12 protein-coding genes are annotated in these 15,794 nt (G+C 55.3%); 5 read left to right on the top strand and 7 right to left on the bottom strand.

Annotated elements, in window-relative coordinates; all coding sequences use genetic code 11:
* Positions 1-43: 43 nt before the first annotated feature.
* The 7 genes from B3M52_RS18665 to rpmH all read right to left on the bottom strand — a co-directional run bounded on the left by B3M52_RS18665 (position 44) and on the right by rpmH (position 7,403).
* Positions 44-2,413 carry a bifunctional diguanylate cyclase/phosphodiesterase gene (locus B3M52_RS18665; RefSeq protein ID WP_226909993.1) on the bottom strand — a complete coding sequence of 790 codons (2,370 nt, stop codon included), beginning with the start codon at positions 2,411-2,413 and terminating at the stop codon, positions 44-46.
* A 23-nt stretch (positions 2,414-2,436) separates the two neighbouring features.
* Positions 2,437-3,210 (bottom strand): tetratricopeptide repeat protein, encoded by a 774-nt coding sequence (locus tag B3M52_RS18660; protein ID WP_075196407.1) that lies wholly within the window; start codon positions 3,208-3,210, stop codon positions 2,437-2,439.
* 157 nt (positions 3,211-3,367) lie between these two features.
* The gene (gene mnmE, locus B3M52_RS18655) at positions 3,368-4,738 is read right to left on the bottom strand and encodes a tRNA uridine-5-carboxymethylaminomethyl(34) synthesis GTPase MnmE (protein WP_036211739.1); all 1,371 of its coding nucleotides are present in this window, start codon (positions 4,736-4,738) and stop codon (positions 3,368-3,370) included.
* Between the two features lie 97 nt (positions 4,739-4,835).
* Positions 4,836-6,548 carry a membrane protein insertase YidC gene (gene yidC / locus B3M52_RS18650; RefSeq protein WP_075196406.1) on the bottom strand — a complete coding sequence of 571 codons (1,713 nt, stop codon included), beginning with the start codon at positions 6,546-6,548 and terminating at the stop codon, positions 4,836-4,838.
* 4 nt (positions 6,549-6,552) lie between these two features.
* Positions 6,553-6,846 carry a membrane protein insertion efficiency factor YidD gene (gene yidD / locus B3M52_RS18645; protein ID WP_036211745.1) on the bottom strand — a complete coding sequence of 98 codons (294 nt, stop codon included), beginning with the start codon at positions 6,844-6,846 and terminating at the stop codon, positions 6,553-6,555.
* Entirely contained in the window at positions 6,846-7,253 is a 408-nt protein-coding gene (gene rnpA, locus B3M52_RS18640) for a ribonuclease P protein component (protein WP_075196405.1), read from the bottom strand. The genes yidD and rnpA overlap by 1 nt, the downstream gene beginning before the upstream one ends.
* Positions 7,254-7,268: 15 nt before the next feature.
* On the bottom strand, positions 7,269-7,403 hold the full coding sequence (gene rpmH, locus B3M52_RS18635) for a 50S ribosomal protein L34 (protein ID WP_008172542.1): 135 nt from the start codon (positions 7,401-7,403) through the stop codon (positions 7,269-7,271).
* 643 nt (positions 7,404-8,046) lie between these two features.
* Between rpmH and dnaA the strand changes: the two genes are divergently transcribed.
* From dnaA to gyrB, 5 genes are all read left to right on the top strand, one after another.
* On the top strand, positions 8,047-9,498 hold the full coding sequence (gene dnaA / locus B3M52_RS18630) for a chromosomal replication initiator protein DnaA (protein ID WP_036211752.1): 1,452 nt from the start codon (positions 8,047-8,049) through the stop codon (positions 9,496-9,498).
* Between the two features lie 56 nt (positions 9,499-9,554).
* Positions 9,555-10,658: a DNA polymerase III subunit beta gene (gene dnaN / locus B3M52_RS18625; protein WP_036211756.1), complete on the top strand. Its 1,104-nt coding sequence runs from the start codon at positions 9,555-9,557 to the stop codon at positions 10,656-10,658.
* A gap of 57 nt (positions 10,659-10,715) precedes the next feature.
* Positions 10,716-11,987 (top strand): ABC1 kinase family protein, encoded by a 1,272-nt coding sequence (locus B3M52_RS18620; protein WP_075196404.1) that lies wholly within the window; start codon positions 10,716-10,718, stop codon positions 11,985-11,987.
* A gap of 103 nt (positions 11,988-12,090) precedes the next feature.
* A complete protein-coding gene (gene recF / locus B3M52_RS18615) occupies positions 12,091-13,227 on the top strand; it encodes a DNA replication/repair protein RecF (protein WP_036211762.1) in 1,137 nt (378 codons plus the stop codon).
* A gap of 72 nt (positions 13,228-13,299) precedes the next feature.
* The gene (gyrB, locus tag B3M52_RS18610) at positions 13,300-15,714 is read left to right on the top strand and encodes a DNA topoisomerase (ATP-hydrolyzing) subunit B (RefSeq protein WP_036211765.1); all 2,415 of its coding nucleotides are present in this window, start codon (positions 13,300-13,302) and stop codon (positions 15,712-15,714) included.
* The last annotated feature ends 80 nt before the right edge of the window (positions 15,715-15,794 follow it).

Raw genomic sequence — 15,794 nt, 5'->3', positions numbered from 1 at the left:
AATAAAAATGTGTGTTTTCGTAATGGAATGAACCGGCATCTGCCTAGTCAGCAGACCCGGGGGCCGGCACCGGCATGCTGACGTACTCGCCCTGTGAAAAGTCGATCCCTAACTCCCTTACCTTTGCCTGAACCGGCTCGTTGTGGACAAATTCCGCCACCGTTTGAATGTCCAGACTGCGGGCGAACTGGACGATGCCACTGGTCACCAGGAACGCGGTTTGATCTTCATGGAGGTTGCGAATCAGACTGCCATCAATCTTGATGAAGTCCACGTTCAGGCTCAGCAGGTGGGAAAAATTGGAGTAGCCAGTGCCGAAATCGTCGATGGCAATACGGCAGCCATAGGGTTTGACCTGTTCGATGAACGTGCGGATGTCGTCGTAGTTGGTAATACCATCCGATTCCAGGATCTCGAAGATAACGCGATCGCCAATGCCTGAGGTTTCGATGGCGGAGAGGATCTGAGCGACGGTCTCCGGCTCGGTGATGTCACCGTAGGAGAGGTTGATCGAAAACTCGTCGTCGCGCCCGGTAAAACAAGCAAAACATTTCTCGATCATCAGTTCGGTGATTCGTCGGTTCAGCCGCAGTTTATTGGCGATGTCCATAAAGCGGCCAGCACTGATCACGCTGCCATCCGGCTCCACCATCCTCACCAGGCATTCGTACTTGGAGATACGGCCGCTCTGGTTATCCTGGATAGGCTGAAACCACGGCACCAGGCGATCATGGTCAATGGCTTCTTTCAGGCGATTGGCCCAGTACAGATTGTTTTCGTAGTTTTCCTCAACCCCTACGGCCGGGTCATACAACAGATGATGGCGTCCTGTTTCCCGGGCCTGTAATACCGCCACTTTTGCCTGGCTGACCAACTGATCGGCGGCATCTTCCGGCTTCCGGTTATTGCGAAGCGCGATGCCGATACTGACATCCACCGTCAGGCGCTGTTCCTGCCAATACACCCGGTCGCCAGTAACCAGATGCCGGACCTGGACAGCAAGCTGGTGAGCCACTTCCGGCGCCATTGCCGGTGCCAGGACAGCAAATTCGTCACCGGGAAGACGGTATACCCGAAAAATTTCGCGGTTATGATCGCGGCTGAACGCGGTCAATCGTGTGGCAACCGCCAAAAGCACATGGTCGCCACAGACATTACCGAACAAGCTGTTGATCTGGTTGAAGCGGTCCAGATTGATGATCAGCAACGCGGCTGCCTGGCGGTTCTGGAGATCCCGCAACAAACGGACACGGTTCGGGAGACCGGTAAGGTCGTCGGTATAGGACGCCTGCAATTCACGAATCAGCTGGATAATCCGGTACAACAGATACAGGCTCAGGATCAGCATCGCCGAGACGGTACCGACCAGAATCCGGTAATTGGTGCGCTCCATCGGCAGCAGCACTGCATTGATCTCATTTCGCGGAACGCCGGCCCCGTACACCATGCCCCCAGCGGTGGCGGCATAGTAAAGCTCATAGTCTTCATTGCCCGCTGAGAGGCCTCGAGTGGTCAGTTCCCCGACCTCGCCCAAGGACCGTGCTGAGTCAACATCAGCACCAAGATCCAGCGCCAGGATGGCATCAATCAGGGCCTGCTCCCTGCGGGTGTCTTTCCCCTGACTGAGGCTCGATAGATTGCGATTGTTGCGGTCATTCAGGAACGCGAAACTGTGTTGGGTGACGGTGATGCGACTGACAACATCGATGATCTGGTCAGCGCCCCAAGCAGTTGTAGCCATGCCCAACAGGTTGCCGTCACGATCGTACATAGGACTGGCGAGCGTCAGCACCGCGCGTTCAGTATTGAGATCGAAATACACCGGCGACCAGTACACGTGTCCGGAATTGTCGGGATCGGCCGTCCACTCCTGTTCCAATGTGCGACCGAACCAGGGAGCGTTGCGATAGTGGTCAAAACGGGATTCAGTATCCAGCCTTGTCAGTGTGTTGTCGTCGCTACCCTGCAAAAAGTAGGGCATATAGCTGGTGCCTGTTTCTGACAACACGCCCGGCTCAAACCAGAGCCCGGCACCCGCCGCTCCCTCGAAATCCTGCAAATGGGCGTTCAAGGTGTGCTCCAGGCTCCCACGCACTATAGACAGAGCACGACCGGACATCCCACTCTCGACCATCTCGTGGAAACTCTCACCAACGTTGGCGAGGGTAATGGTGTAGCTTGCCAAAGCGGATTGACGGGCATTGATGCGCGACAGTCCTGCACCCACCACCTCATTGATCTGTTGCCTCCGAAGCTCGGAGAGGGCATCCCGTGAGTAACTGAGATTCAGGCTGGATAACAGAAGCATTCCGACAACAAACACCAGCAATAACAAACCCAGCATCCACATGATGGATTGGCGTGAGGACGGGGTTTTCCGACGAGTCAGGCGGCTGGGAAGTATCCCCGGCATTACGGATATCCTCGGGCAGTGAGTCAGGTGTCTCCGGCAGGGAGGTCTTCCAGATGCCGGTCCAGCGCTGCCTGTGCTTGCTTGTGGCCCCGCTTGGCAGCCTCAGTGTACCAATAAACGGCCTGATCCATATCCTGCCCGACACCACGTCCGGTGGCGTACATCTGGCCCAACAGAAACGCGGCTTCGCCAGAGGCAGGCGCCGCCTTTTCGGCCCATACCCGTGCACTGGCGTAGTCTTCAAAGGCATGGAAAATAATGGCCATATTGGACTGCGCGCGCACGTCGCCGTTGTCAGCCGGACCCTGGCAGGCCTCTCTGGCTTCACTGTAATTGCGAATGGCCATCAACAGGTAGCAGTCACTCAGGGCCTGGTCGGAAACGCCGCTTTCATCGGCAACGTCTACCGTGGCTGACTCCGGCTCAGCACGAGGTTCGGGTTCCGGTGTCGACGGCTGCCGCTTCACCCGCTCCGCAAAGGCGGCAACCTCGCCCGGGCATGAGTAACGGTAGCCGGCTTGATAGCGCTGAAGCATCGCGTTGGTCGCCGGCTCATTGGCGTACTCGTCTGCAATGGCTTCACAACGCAGATCCCGTTCCCGTTCCACGTTATGTAGTACGGAAGCGCGGGATGGATCGTCGCGGTACTCCGCAAGGTATTCCGTCAGCGGGTCGATGTACGGCTGTTCAAACAACGCCCGCTGTTCCCGTTGGTAGGAATTCGGCGTTTGCGGGTTAACGATCTTCTTCATCACCTGCCCGGTTCGTTCCAGCAAATCCGACGACGCCTTGGACAAGCGATCACCGTCGACGCTTGCGCATCCGCTTAGAAAGAGCAAAATCAGAAGACAGGAATACGGACGATACATCTACACTCACTAGCCGTTTTCAGCAGTCGATGAAGCGACTAGTTTTACACGGAAGAAGGCAGGTTCAAACCGTTTCTTTTGAGGCTTATTTGCCGATGCAAAAACTGCTGAAGATTTTCCCCAGTAAGTCATCAGGTGTCATTACACCAGTGATTTCCCCCAAAGAATCCTGGGCAGCACGAAGGTCCTCTGCCAACAGTTCACCGGCTCCATAGCCCTGTAACTGGTCCTCGCCCTGCAGCAGGGAAACGCGGGCCCGCTCAAGGGCATCCAGGTGACGACGCCGGGCGATAAAGCCGCCTTCGGTGGTACTGGCAAATCCCATACACTGCTTCAGATGATCGCGCAGCACTTCCAGACCGTCCGCTGACTTGGCCGCAATGCGCACCACCGGCGCGGCACTGGCGTCCAGTTGCTCGATGCCCGCTGGTTCGCCAGTCAGGTCCACCTTGTTGCGGATGACGGTCAGGGGCGCGCCGGGTGGTAACTGGTCGATAAAGTCTGGCCACAGTTGATGGGGTTCAGTTTCCGGTGTGGTGGTGGCATCTACCATCAATAATATACGGTCGGCCTGACGAATCTCGTCCCAGGCCCTGGCAATCCCGATCTGTTCCACTTCGTCGGGGCTGTCCCGCAGGCCGGCGGTATCGATGATGTGCAGGGGCATGCCATCAATGTGGATGTGTTCGCGCAACACATCCCGGGTGGTGCCTTCAACTGCGGTCACAATGGCCGCCTCCCGTCCCGCCAGGGCATTGAGCAGACTGGACTTGCCAGCATTGGGACGCCCGGCAATCACCACCTTCATACCATCTCGTAGAATAGTGCCTTGCTGGGCTTCCTCAAGGATAACATCCAGGTCCTGGATAATGAGCTGCAGGTCGTTCGCCACTTTGCCGTCAGCCAGGAAATCGATTTCCTCTTCCGGGAAATCGATCGCAGCCTCGACATATATCCGTAGGTGGGTAACAGCCTCAACCAGGGCGTCAATTCTGCGGGAGAATACGCCTTGCAGGGAACGCACCGCACAGCGCGCTGCCTGCTCCGAACTGCTTTCAATCAGGTCGGCGATAGCCTCGGCCTGGGTCAGGTCCAGTTTGTCGTTCAGGAAAGCCCGTTCTGAAAATTCTCCGGGCCGGGCCAGGCGAGCCCCAAGTTCGCACACCGTTCTCAACAGCAGGTCGAGAATAACGGTGCCACCGTGGCCCTGGAGCTCAAACACATCCTCGCCGGTAAACGAATGGGGATTGGGAAAATACAGCCCGATACCTTCGTCGATCAGTTCCCCCCGAGTGTCCAGGAACGGACCATAGTGTGCGTAACGCGGCCTGGGCTCGAACCCCAGCATCTGGCGCGCAATGGCCGTTGCCTGCGGGCCAGATACCCGAACAATACCCACCCCGGACTGGCCCGGGGCCGTGGCAATTGCTGCAATGGTATCGGTGGCATAAAACATCGTTACTTTCCCCTTCCCCCTTGCCCATTGGGGCCCCTGAAATAACAGAGGCTCCCAAAAGGAGCCTCCGCAATCACTGGAACCGTTGGATGACCGGTCAGCTCTTCTTGGCCGCAACTTCTGCTTCAATCTTGCGGGTAATGTACCACTGCTGGCTGATGGACAGGATGTTGTTGACCAACCAGTACAGAACCAGACCTGCCGGGAACCAGAGGAAGAACACGGTAAAGATCAGCGGCATCAGCTTCATGATCTTCGCCTGCATCGGGTCCGGTGGTGTCGGGTTCAGACTCATCTGCAACATCATGCTGGCACCCATCAGGATAGGCAGGATGAAATAGGGGTCCATGACCGACAGATCCTGGATCCACAGCATGAAGGGAGCATGTCTCAACTGGACACTTTCAAACAGCACCCAGTACAGGGATATAAAGACCGGCATCTGCACCAGTATCGGCAGGCAGCCACCCAACGGGTTTATCTTCTCCCGCTTGTACAACGCCATCATTTCCTGGGACATGCGCTGGCGATCGTCGCCATACAGTTCTTTCAACCGTGTCAGCTGGGGAGCTACCGCACGCATTCTTGCCATGGACCGGTAACTGGTCGCCGACAGTTTGAAGAACACCGCCTTGACCAGCACTGTCAGCAGGATGATAGCCACACCCCAGTTGCCAACCAGCCCGTGGAACCAGTCGAGAATAATGAACAATGGCAGGGCAATGAAGAACAGGAAGCCGAAATCAACCGTCCGGTCGAGGTTCGGGGCAACGTTCTCAAGGCGCTCAATGATCTTGGGACCGACATAGGCCTTGGCGGACACTTCGCTGGTTTGACCCGGCTCCACGACGGTCGCGGGATACACAAAGCCCATGACATAGAGCGGGCCACGACGAGTGGACTGGAACTGGGCCGGCTGATCACGTTCGGGCACCCAGGCAGCCAGGAAGTAATGCTGGAGGAAGGCCAACCAGCCATTGGTCACTGATTGGTTGATCGGGTTCTCGGAGAGATCGTCAAAATCGAACTTCTCGTAAGGATCTTCTGGCGAACTGACCACCATGCCCAGGAAAGCACGTATGCCCAGGCTGTTCTGTGCGGTTGGGTCCGGTGCCTGATCACGGACAATCTTGCCCGTCATGTTTGCCTGCCAGACGCTATCGGACTGGTTGTTGATCTGATAACGAACATCAATCTCATAGCTGTCACGGCTAAACAGATACTGTTTGGTGACTTCGACATTGTTGTCCGTGGTGAAGGTGAGATCGACCGTCAGTGTATTCTCGCCTTGCTGCAGTTCGTATTCTGACGCAGACGTGTTGTAAACCGGAGCACTGCCATTGCGTTTGCTGTCGATGCCATCGCGGCCAATCAGCCCGCTTTCCATGATGTAGGTGCGCTTGCTGGTATTGGTCAACACCCTCAGTGATTCTTCACTGTCGAGGGACCGGTCGTGCTGTAACAAAGAACTTTCAATCAGATTACCGCCTACACGGTCGATCTTGAGTTCGTAGACATCGGTACGCACGGTGATGAGTTGATCACTGGCAGAAACGGAGGATGTCTCCGAGGCCGAGATTGTCTGGCCATCGCCTTCCGGAGTGGTGAATTCTTCGCTTGAGGTATCCGGGCCACTGGCGCTCTCGCTCGGGAGAGTCATGTCATCCGTCGATGCAGGCTGGGTACTGGTACTGGCCTGTTCCGTAGCGGGTTGGGTCTGCGGCTGGTTATAGTCTTCATTCCAGGCAAGCACCATCATGTAACTGACAATGGCAAGGCCGGCAAATAATACAATGCGTTGAATATCCATAAACTTACTGTTTGGTCTGGTTAGCGTTATGGGTTTGGCTGGCCGGCCCGCAGCAGATGGAAGGTACTACCTCAGTGCGAACGTCAGTGCCCGGAACGGGATCATACCCGCCTTTTGCCCATGGATGACACCTCATTAGACGTTTGACCGAAAGAAAAAGGCCTCTAATGGCGCCGTGGGCGGTGATGGCTTCGACAGCGTATTGGGAACAAGTGGGGTAGTGACGGCAATGACTGGCCATCATCGGGCTGATCGCGTACTGGTAGACTCGGATGGGCAGGAGCAGCAGTTTGCGCATTAACCCGTTCCTTTGCCGGTACCGGAAAGTTCCGATGTGGTTGGTTTCTGGAGCTGGCGGTTTTTCTTCCTGAGGCGTGCCCAGAGCTCCGTCAGGGTAGCATTGAGCGCGGCATTATCAAGCTCCGTCAATCCTCGCCGTCCAAGAACCACGATGTCCAGGGCAGGGTATTCCCGTTCGTGCCTGAAGGTTTCCCGAACCCGGCGTTTAACGCGGTTTCGTTGTACAGCCAGTTTGAGATTCTTCTTTGAAAACACCAACCCAATCCTGGCGTGCCCCAGAGTATTGGGTGTGGCCAGGATCAGGAAATGTCGGTGCGAAACCCTTAACTGTACGTCATCGAAGACTTTGCCGTAATCGGATGGCTTGAGCAGCCGGGACGATTTTGGAAAGGTCAAAGCCTTCATCAGGCGGTCAATGTCTTATGCAGACAGACGGGCACGGCCCTTGGCGCGACGACGGGAAATTACCTTACGGCCGTTGGCGGTTGCCATGCGGGCACGGAAACCGTGAACGCGCTTACGCTTCAGTACGCTTGGTTGAAACGTTCTTTTCATGGTGTCGGTCTCACATTACAGATGTTGGAAATTCAATCGTTGGCTGGAAAATGAACAGCCAAAACAGGAGCGGCATTCTATGCAATGTGGCGGTGGAATTCAATGGTTATTCGAGACCAGTGTCGGGTTATTTCCATCTCCGCTGATTCACGGTTCAGGTAATAAATTCATTAGGTCTTTTTGTATTCTCTTTAAGGATTATTATTACTGTTATTAGGCAGGCCTTTTTCTGTGGAAAACCGATGGAATTGATTTGGAAACAGTGGATTGGATGGTTCATAAAGTGGTTTAGAAGTGGGGATGAGGCCTGTGTATATCCGAGGCAGGAAATGTGGGTAAGTTGGAGGTTTGCTCAGATCGCGATTTATCCACCGAACATCGGGGTGTCGTCCACAGGGTTGAGAGCGCTTTGTACACACAGGTCTGTGGGTAACTTTTTATGCACGATATTTCTGTACACAAGCCTGTAGGTAAGTCTGTAAAAAATTGAAATAAAAGAAAATAAATTTCCACAGGCTGTTTATTAAATGCGTTTGGCTCTTTCACTCGGGAGGCCCTCAGGTTAGAATCCTTGGTCATCTCTTTCGTCGGGTCATGGAGATCCGTGACGAGAAATTTCTGAGGCATCGGAGGCAAGACTGTCGTGCCGAACAACATATGGCATCAGTGTCTGGAAGTACTCCGGGACGAGTTTCCCGCCCAGCAATTCAACACCTGGCTTAGACCCTTGCAGTCGGATCACCGCGAGGGTCAGTTGATGCTGTTCGCACCCAATCGGTTCGTCATGGACTGGGTGAACGAAAAATACCTCAGAAGAATTGAAGAAGTCCTGAAGGATCTGCACGGTGGCCAGGCACCTCGGATTGATATGAAGGTGGGTTCCGCGCCACGGTCATCTGACCTGGTGGTCCGTTCCGAGAACGCGGTCAGTGGTGTGGCCGCCGAGCAGGAAGAAGCGGGTAGCCGGGTAACGGAAGAAGAGAAAGGCGTTGCGGCCACAGTGACCACGCCTTCGGTGAAGGCCAAGAGCACCAGCGAACGACGTTCGGTTCAGGTTGAGGGTGACATCAAGCACCAGAGTTTCCTGAACGAAGGCTTTACCTTTGACACGTTTGTGGAGGGTAAATCGAACCAGTTGGCCCGGGCGGCCTCGATGCAGGTGGCGGAGAACCCTGGTGGAGCTTATAACCCACTGTTTTTGTATGGTGGTGTGGGTCTGGGTAAGACCCACCTGATGCATGCCATTGGTAATGACATTGTACGGCGCAACCCGAGAGCCAAGGTGGCCTATCTTCGCTCCGAGCGTTTTGTGGCGGATATGGTGAAGGCACTTCAGTTAAACGCCATCAATGAGTTCAAGCGCTATTACCGCTCTGTGGACGCATTGTTGATAGACGATATTCAGTTTTTCGCCCGCAAGGAGCGCTCTCAGGAAGAATTCTTCCACACTTTCAATGCGTTACTGGAAGGCGGACAGCAGGTTATTGTGACCTGTGACCGCTTTCCGAAAGAAATTGTGGATATGGAAGAGCGCCTTAAATCCCGTTTCGGCTGGGGCCTGACCGTGATGGTAGAGCCACCGGAGCTGGAGACCAGGGTCGCCATCCTGATGAAAAAGGCGGAGCAGGTGAACGTCAAACTCAGCAGCGAGGCGGCGTTTTTCATCGCGCAAAAAATTCGATCGAACGTTCGTGAGCTGGAAGGGGCGCTGCGCCTAGTGATAGCGAATGCTCACTTCACTGGTTCGGAGATCACCCCGCCGTTTATCCGGGAAAGCCTCAAGGATCTGTTGGCGCTGCATGAAAAGCAGGTCAGCATCGATAATATCCAGCGCACGGTGGCGGAGTACTACAAGATCAAGGTGGCCGATTTGTTGTCAAAACGGCGTACCCGCACTGTGACCCGGCCAAGACAGGTTGCCATGTCCCTGGCCAAGGAATTGACCAATCACAGCCTGCCGGAAATTGGCGATGCGTTTGGTGGCCGTGATCACACCACGGTATTGCATGCCTGCAAAAAGATTGTAGAGCTGCAGGAAACGGATCCTGGCATCCGAGAGGATTATCAGAACTTTATGCGGCTACTGACAACCTGACCGGGTTAGCGGCAGCCAATACACATTCACCTTCCAATAAAAGAATGCTGAGTGCCATGAAACTGACGATCAGCCGAGAATCTCTGCTCACCCCCCTTCAGTCCATTGCCGGTGTGGTGGAGCGAAAACAGACAATGCCCGTTCTCTCCAACGTGTTGCTGGTGGCCGAGGATAATACCCTCACGCTGACTGGTACCAATATGGAAGTGGAACTGGTGGGCCGGGTGTCACCGGTGCACGTTGACCAGCCTGGCCGCATTACAGTTCCGGCGCGGAAACTGTCTGATATTTGCCGGGCGTTGGGTGATGAGGCGCCTATCGAGTTGGCGTTGGAGGGCGACCGCCTGCATCTGCGTTGTGGCGCTAGCCACTTTACGCTGTCGACCTTGCCGGCGGAGCATTTTCCCAACGTTGAGGATGATGCGGAAAGTTTCGGCCTGGAACTGCCCCAGAAAGAACTCAGCCGAATGTTCGACGCCACTGCTTTTGCAATGGCTCAACAGGATGTTCGCTATTACCTGAACGGGCTGTTGCTGGAAGTCGACAAGGATCACGTTCGCACCGTGGCTACTGATGGCCATCGCCTGGCCATGGCGCATTTTGATTTGCCCACCGGCTGCCCGGAACCCCGCCAGGTGATCGTGCCGCGTAAGGGTGTGCTGGAACTGGCGCGCTTGCTGGATGATGTGGAAACCCCGGTGACCCTGGTGATCGGAGACAATCATCTGCGCGCGACGGTAGGCTCCTATACCTTTACCTCGAAGTTGATCGAAGGCAAGTTCCCGGACTATAACCGGGTAATTCCCCGCGGTGGGGATAAAGTTGTCCTGGCGGATCGCGCTACCCTCAAGAACACACTCCAGCGCGCCGGCATTCTATCCCATGAAAACATCCGTGGCGTACGCCTGAACCTGGCGCCCAACGAGTTGCAGGTATTTGCCAACAACCCGGATCAGGAACAGGCCGAAGACGCGCTGCCGGTCGAGTATCAGGGCGAATCACTACAGATTGGCTTTAATGTAGGCTACCTGGTGGATGTGATGAACGCGCTGGATGAAGATCAGGTCAAGATAACCCTGGCGAATCCCAATAGCAGTGCGTTGATTGAGGCCGAGAACGACAATCGCTGCCTCTATGTCGTCATGCCGATGCGGCTGTAGGTCCGCCGGATTGGTTGTGGCCGCCAGATATTTACCGGATCAGTAAGGAAGAGAGTCATGGGAACGGTGACGAACAGCCTCAAGGGTGCCTTTCGAATCGGTCAGACCGTATCGGTGTTGGGACGCGCTGGAGTGAACTGGGTGCGGGGCGACCGCCCGCCCGCGCCGCGGTTGCTCAGGCAGACGTTTGAATCCCTGGGTGCCACCTACATCAAGCTCGGCCAGTTTATTGCCAGCTCCCCCACGTTTTTCCCCAAGGAATACGTGGAGGAATTCCAATACTGTCTGGACCGTACCCCAAGCCTGCCATTCAGTGTGATCCGGAAAATTATCCGGGACGAACTGGGCCGACCAATCGAAGACGTTTACTCTGACATTGACCCGGTGGCTTTGGCGTCGGCATCGATTGCACAGGTTCACGCCGCAAAGCTGGTTACTGGTGAGGATGTGGTGATCAAGGTGCAAAAGCCGGGTGTGGAAAACATTCTGCTGACGGATCTCAATTTCCTGTACCTGTCCGCGAAAATTCTGGAGACCCTGGCGCCCAAACTATCTTGGACTTCGTTGTCCGGAATCGTGGAGGAAATCCAGCGCACCATGCTGGAGGAGTGCGACTTCATCAAGGAAGCGAACAACCTTAAGGTGTTCCGGGAATTTCTCCATAACACCCACAATGAAGATGCTACCGTGCCACGGGTCTACGAAAGCTCCAGTACTCGTCGCATTCTTACCATGGAGCGTTTCCACGGTGTACCTCTGACGGATCTTGAAAGCATCCGGGGTTACGCGCGGGATCCGGAGCGCACGCTGATTACGGCAATGAACACTTGGTTTTCCAGCCTCACCCAGTGTGAGTTTTTCCACGCCGATGTTCATGCGGGCAATCTGATGGTGTTGAAAGACGGCCGGGTTGGTTTTATTGATTTCGGTATTGTCGGTCGCATCCGTCCGGATACCTGGCAGGCCGTCAGCGATTTTATTTCAACGGTCATGGTCGGCAATTTTGAAGGCATGGCCGACGCGATGATTCGTATCGGTATCACCCATCAAAAGGTTCAGGTGGCTGAACTGGCAGCCGACCTGCGGCGCCTTTACCAGCAAATGGACACCATGGTGCCGGATGAAGTGCCGTATCAGGCTGAACAAGCTGAGGATGACGTGAACAACATCCTGATGGATATGGTACGGATTGGTGAGGGCCACGGGCTGCATTTTCCAAGAGAGTTTGCGCTCTTGTTGAAGCAGTTCCTGTATTTCGACCGTTACGTTCACATACTGGCGCCGGAAATGGATGTCTTCATGGACGAGCGGTTGAACATGCTGCATTAATCGCGTTCACCCGCGAGGTTTTGTACACTGGGGCAGCGTTGTCGGTAAGGCACGCTGCCTTTTTTGTCCCCGTCTCCTGCTGGTTAATAACCTATCGTGACCTATGGCGCTTGTTAAACTTCAATCGGAACATTTCCGCAATCTCTCGCCTGCGCCGGTCAGTTTCTCACCTTCCATTAATTTGTTATATGGCGCCAACGGCAGTGGAAAAACCAGCGTTCTGGAAGCGATTGGCTACCTGGGGCTTGGCCGCTCATTCCGGGTAAGTCGACATCAGGCGGTGGTTAGCCACGGCCAACACAAACTGACGGTGTTCGGTGGCCTGGATCAGGGAATGTCGGGAGGGGAACAATCATCAGTTGGAGAGCTTAACCATCGTGTGGGCATCTCCAGGGATGTGACCGCTAAAGAAACCACGCTTAGAGTGGATGGGGAAGCAGTTCGTAACCTGTCTTCGCTTGCCCGGCATCTGCCCGTCTCGGTTATCGATCCGGGGGTGTTTGATATTGTTGCCGGCGGACCCGGAAAACGCCGGCAGTTTCTCGATTGGGCAGTGTTCCACGTGGAACCTTCGTTTGCTTCGTTGTGGCAGCAGTGTCAAAGAGTGACGTCACAGCGGAATCAGATCCTGAGAAATGGTAGAATAGATGACGCTCTGATGAAGGTCTGGGATTCCCAGTACACGGAGTTGGCAGAGCGCCTGACGCAAGCCCGGAACGAAACCTTTCGGCTCTTTACCAAGGCTTTTTACAGTTTACTCGGTGAGATAGACGCCCCCTGGGTTGATGGGCTTAAGCTGGACTATTACGTGGGCTGGGACGCCAGCCAACCCCTGGTCGAGGTACTACGTTCCCACCGGGAGCAGGAACAGAAAATGGGCCATACCCTGTACGGTCCCAATCGGGCTGACATCCGTTTGCGATACCAGGGAAGGCCTGTGGCGGAGACCTTCTCCCGGGGCCAGCAAAAGACGTTGGTCATTTTGATGAAGATCGCGCAAGGCATGGTGCTAAGCGATCTTGGAAAGCAGGTTACCTTTTTGCTGGACGATATCAATGCGGAGCTGGATGTCGTCCACAGGGCCATGCTTGCCCAAAAGCTCTACGAATTACGATGTCAGGTGTTTGTGACATCGATAGAGGCGCCCAGGCCGGATGAATTATGGCGGCACACCATGCCGGAATACAGATTGTTCCACGTGGAACATGGCAAATTGACGGAAGAACAGGAACCCGGATGATCCACTTTCATCGCTCTAAAATAACAGCGGCAATGGCTTCACGCCGGGAAATCACCCTTCAGGAGTACCCTAATGAGTGAATCGAACTACAACTCCTCAAGCATCAAGGTATTGAAAGGACTGGATGCCGTTCGGAAGCGGCCCGGCATGTATATCGGTGACACTGATGATGGCACGGGCCTGCATCACATGGTCTTTGAGTTGGTGGACAACTCCATTGACGAGGCGTTGGCTGGGCACTGTTCTGAAATCGGGGTGATCATCCATCCGGACGAATCAGTCACGGTCAGGGATAACGGCCGTGGTATTCCGGTCGACCTTCACAAGGAAGAAGGTGTCTCCGCTGCGGAAGTTATCATGACGGTTCTCCATGCCGGTGGTAAGTTTGATGACAACAGCTACAAGGTCTCAGGCGGGCTTCACGGTGTTGGGGTGTCGGTGGTAAACGCCCTCTCCTCCTCCCTTACGTTGACCATTCGACGTGATGGCAAGGTTTACGAGCAAACCTACAACAACGGCGTACCAAAAGCGCCGCTCGATGTGGTTGGCGACACCGACGCCAGTGGTACGAAGGTTCACTTCATTCCATCCCCGGATACGTTTACCAGCATTGAATTCCACTGGGATATTTTGGCCAAACGCCTGCGGGAGCTGGCGTTCCTGAACAGCGGTGTGCGTATCCGCCTGCAGGATGAGCGTAGTGGCAAGGAAGAGGTATTCGAATACGAGGGTGGCCTGCGTGCCTTTGTTGAGCACCTGAACTCCAACAAGACACCGATCAACCGCGTGTTTCATTTCATCAAGGAACGTGAAGACGGTATTGCGGTGGAAGTGGCCATGCAGTGGAACGATGCCTTCCAGGAAAATATCTATACGTTTACCAACAACATCCCGCAGCGCGACGGTGGTACCCACCTCGCTGGGTTCCGTGCGGCCCTGACCCGTTCGCTCAACAACTATATTGAGCACGAAGGCCTGGGCAAAAAGGCCAAGGTCAGCACGTCCGGTGATGACGCTCGGGAAGGTCTGACGGCTATTATCAGCGTGAAGGTTCCTGACCCCAAGTTCTCGTCCCAGACCAAGGACAAGCTGGTTTCTTCCGAGGTCAAAACCGCGGTTGAGCAGGAGTTGTATCAATCCTTTGCGGACTTCCTGCAGGAGCAGCCCAACGAGGCCAAGCTGATCGTCAACAAGATGATTGAAGCGGCCCGCGCCCGTGAAGCGGCCCGCAAGGCCCGTGACATGACGCGCCGCAAGGGGGCGCTGGACATTGCCGGTCTGCCGGGCAAGTTGGCGGACTGTCAGGAAAAAGACCCCGCTCTTTCCGAACTGTTCATAGTGGAGGGTGATTCCGCCGGTGGTAGTGCCAAACAGGGGCGCGATCGGAAGACACAGGCCATCCTGCCACTCAAGGGTAAGATCCTGAACGTGGAGAAGGCCCGCTTCGACAAGATGTTGTCCTCGGCGGAAGTGGGTACGCTCATTACTGCGCTGGGCTGCGGCATCGGGCGAGAGGAATTCAATCCGGAAAAACTCCGCTACCACTCCCTGATTATCATGACCGATGCGGACGTGGACGGTTCCCACATCCGTACGCTGCTACTCACCTTCCTGTTCCGTCAGATGCGTGAAATTATTGAGCGTGGCCATGTGTTCATTGCCATGCCGCCGCTGTACAAGGTCAAGCGTGGCAAGCAGGAGCAGTACCTGAAAGACGAGAAAGCCAAGGAAGCGTATCTGACACAGACCGCCCTGGAAGGCGCCCAGCTCTATGTCAATCCGGAAGCGCCGGCTATCAAGGATTCCGCTCTGGAAACCATGGTGAAGGACTACCAGGCGGTGATGGCGATGATTGATCGTCTGTCCCGCGCCTACCCGGCCAAGGTACTCCAACAAATGCTGGATAACGTGACCCTGAAGCCGGAACACCTGAAGGAAGAGGCAGAAGTGGCTCGTTGGGTGGCTCGCCTGGGTGACGGCCTTCAGCTGGATACTCGCACCGGCACCAAGTACACCTTCTCGGTGGAAAAGGACACCGAGCGCAATCTCTACCTGCCGAAGGTGGTGATTTATGTGCACGGGATTCCCCATAACCACGTGTTCAGCCATGAGTTCTTCGAGTCGTCCTCTTACGCGGCCATCGCGAGGATGGGTGAGACACTGGACGGCTTGATCGAAGACGGCGCTTATATCCAGCGTGGCGAGCGCAAGCAGGCGGTGCTGTCATTCGAGGGCGCTCTGGAATGGCTGATGAAGGAAGCCCAACGCGGCCTGAACATCCAGCGCTATAAGGGGCTGGGTGAGATGAACCCGGAGCAGTTATGGGAAACCACCATGGATCCGGAGACTCGTCGCATGATGAAGGTCACCATCGAGGACGCCATTGCGGCGGACCAGATCTTCACCACCCTGATGGGCGATGACGTCGAGCCACGGCGCCTGTTCATCCAGAGTAATGCGCTTGAAGTGACCAACCTGGACGTGTGATCACGGCGGGTTTTTGATCGGACCCGGGTTATCCGGGGATACGAAAAAGGCGACCTGGTGGTCGCCTTTTTTATTTATAA

This window comes from Marinobacter sp. UBA2688 (assembly GCF_002352785.1).
Taxonomy (GTDB): Bacteria; Pseudomonadota; Gammaproteobacteria; order Pseudomonadales; family Oleiphilaceae; genus Marinobacter; species Marinobacter salarius.
Note: the sequence above shows the minus strand (reverse complement) of the source record. Positions and strands in the feature narration are given on the sequence as shown.

What these genes read in the sequence shown, in the direction of transcription:
- rnpA (WP_075196405.1), bottom strand. Translation starts at nt 7,253, where the DNA reads ATGAAGGCTTTGACCTTTCCAAAATCGTCCCGGCTGCTCAAGCCATCC.
- B3M52_RS18620 (WP_075196404.1), top strand. Translation starts at nt 10,716, where the DNA reads ATGGGAACGGTGACGAACAGCCTCAAGGGTGCCTTTCGAATCGGTCAG.
- rpmH (WP_008172542.1), bottom strand. Translation starts at nt 7,403, where the DNA reads ATGAAAAGAACGTTTCAACCAAGCGTACTGAAGCGTAAGCGCGTTCAC.
- B3M52_RS18665 (WP_226909993.1), bottom strand. Translation starts at nt 2,413, where the DNA reads ATGCCGGGGATACTTCCCAGCCGCCTGACTCGTCGGAAAACCCCGTCC.
- recF (WP_036211762.1), top strand. Translation starts at nt 12,091, where the DNA reads ATGGCGCTTGTTAAACTTCAATCGGAACATTTCCGCAATCTCTCGCCT.
- dnaN (WP_036211756.1), top strand. Translation starts at nt 9,555, where the DNA reads ATGAAACTGACGATCAGCCGAGAATCTCTGCTCACCCCCCTTCAGTCC.
- yidD (WP_036211745.1), bottom strand. Translation starts at nt 6,846, where the DNA reads ATGCGCAAACTGCTGCTCCTGCCCATCCGAGTCTACCAGTACGCGATC.
- mnmE (WP_036211739.1), bottom strand. Translation starts at nt 4,738, where the DNA reads ATGTTTTATGCCACCGATACCATTGCAGCAATTGCCACGGCCCCGGGC.
- yidC (WP_075196406.1), bottom strand. Translation starts at nt 6,548, where the DNA reads ATGGATATTCAACGCATTGTATTATTTGCCGGCCTTGCCATTGTCAGT.
- gyrB (WP_036211765.1), top strand. Translation starts at nt 13,300, where the DNA reads ATGAGTGAATCGAACTACAACTCCTCAAGCATCAAGGTATTGAAAGGA.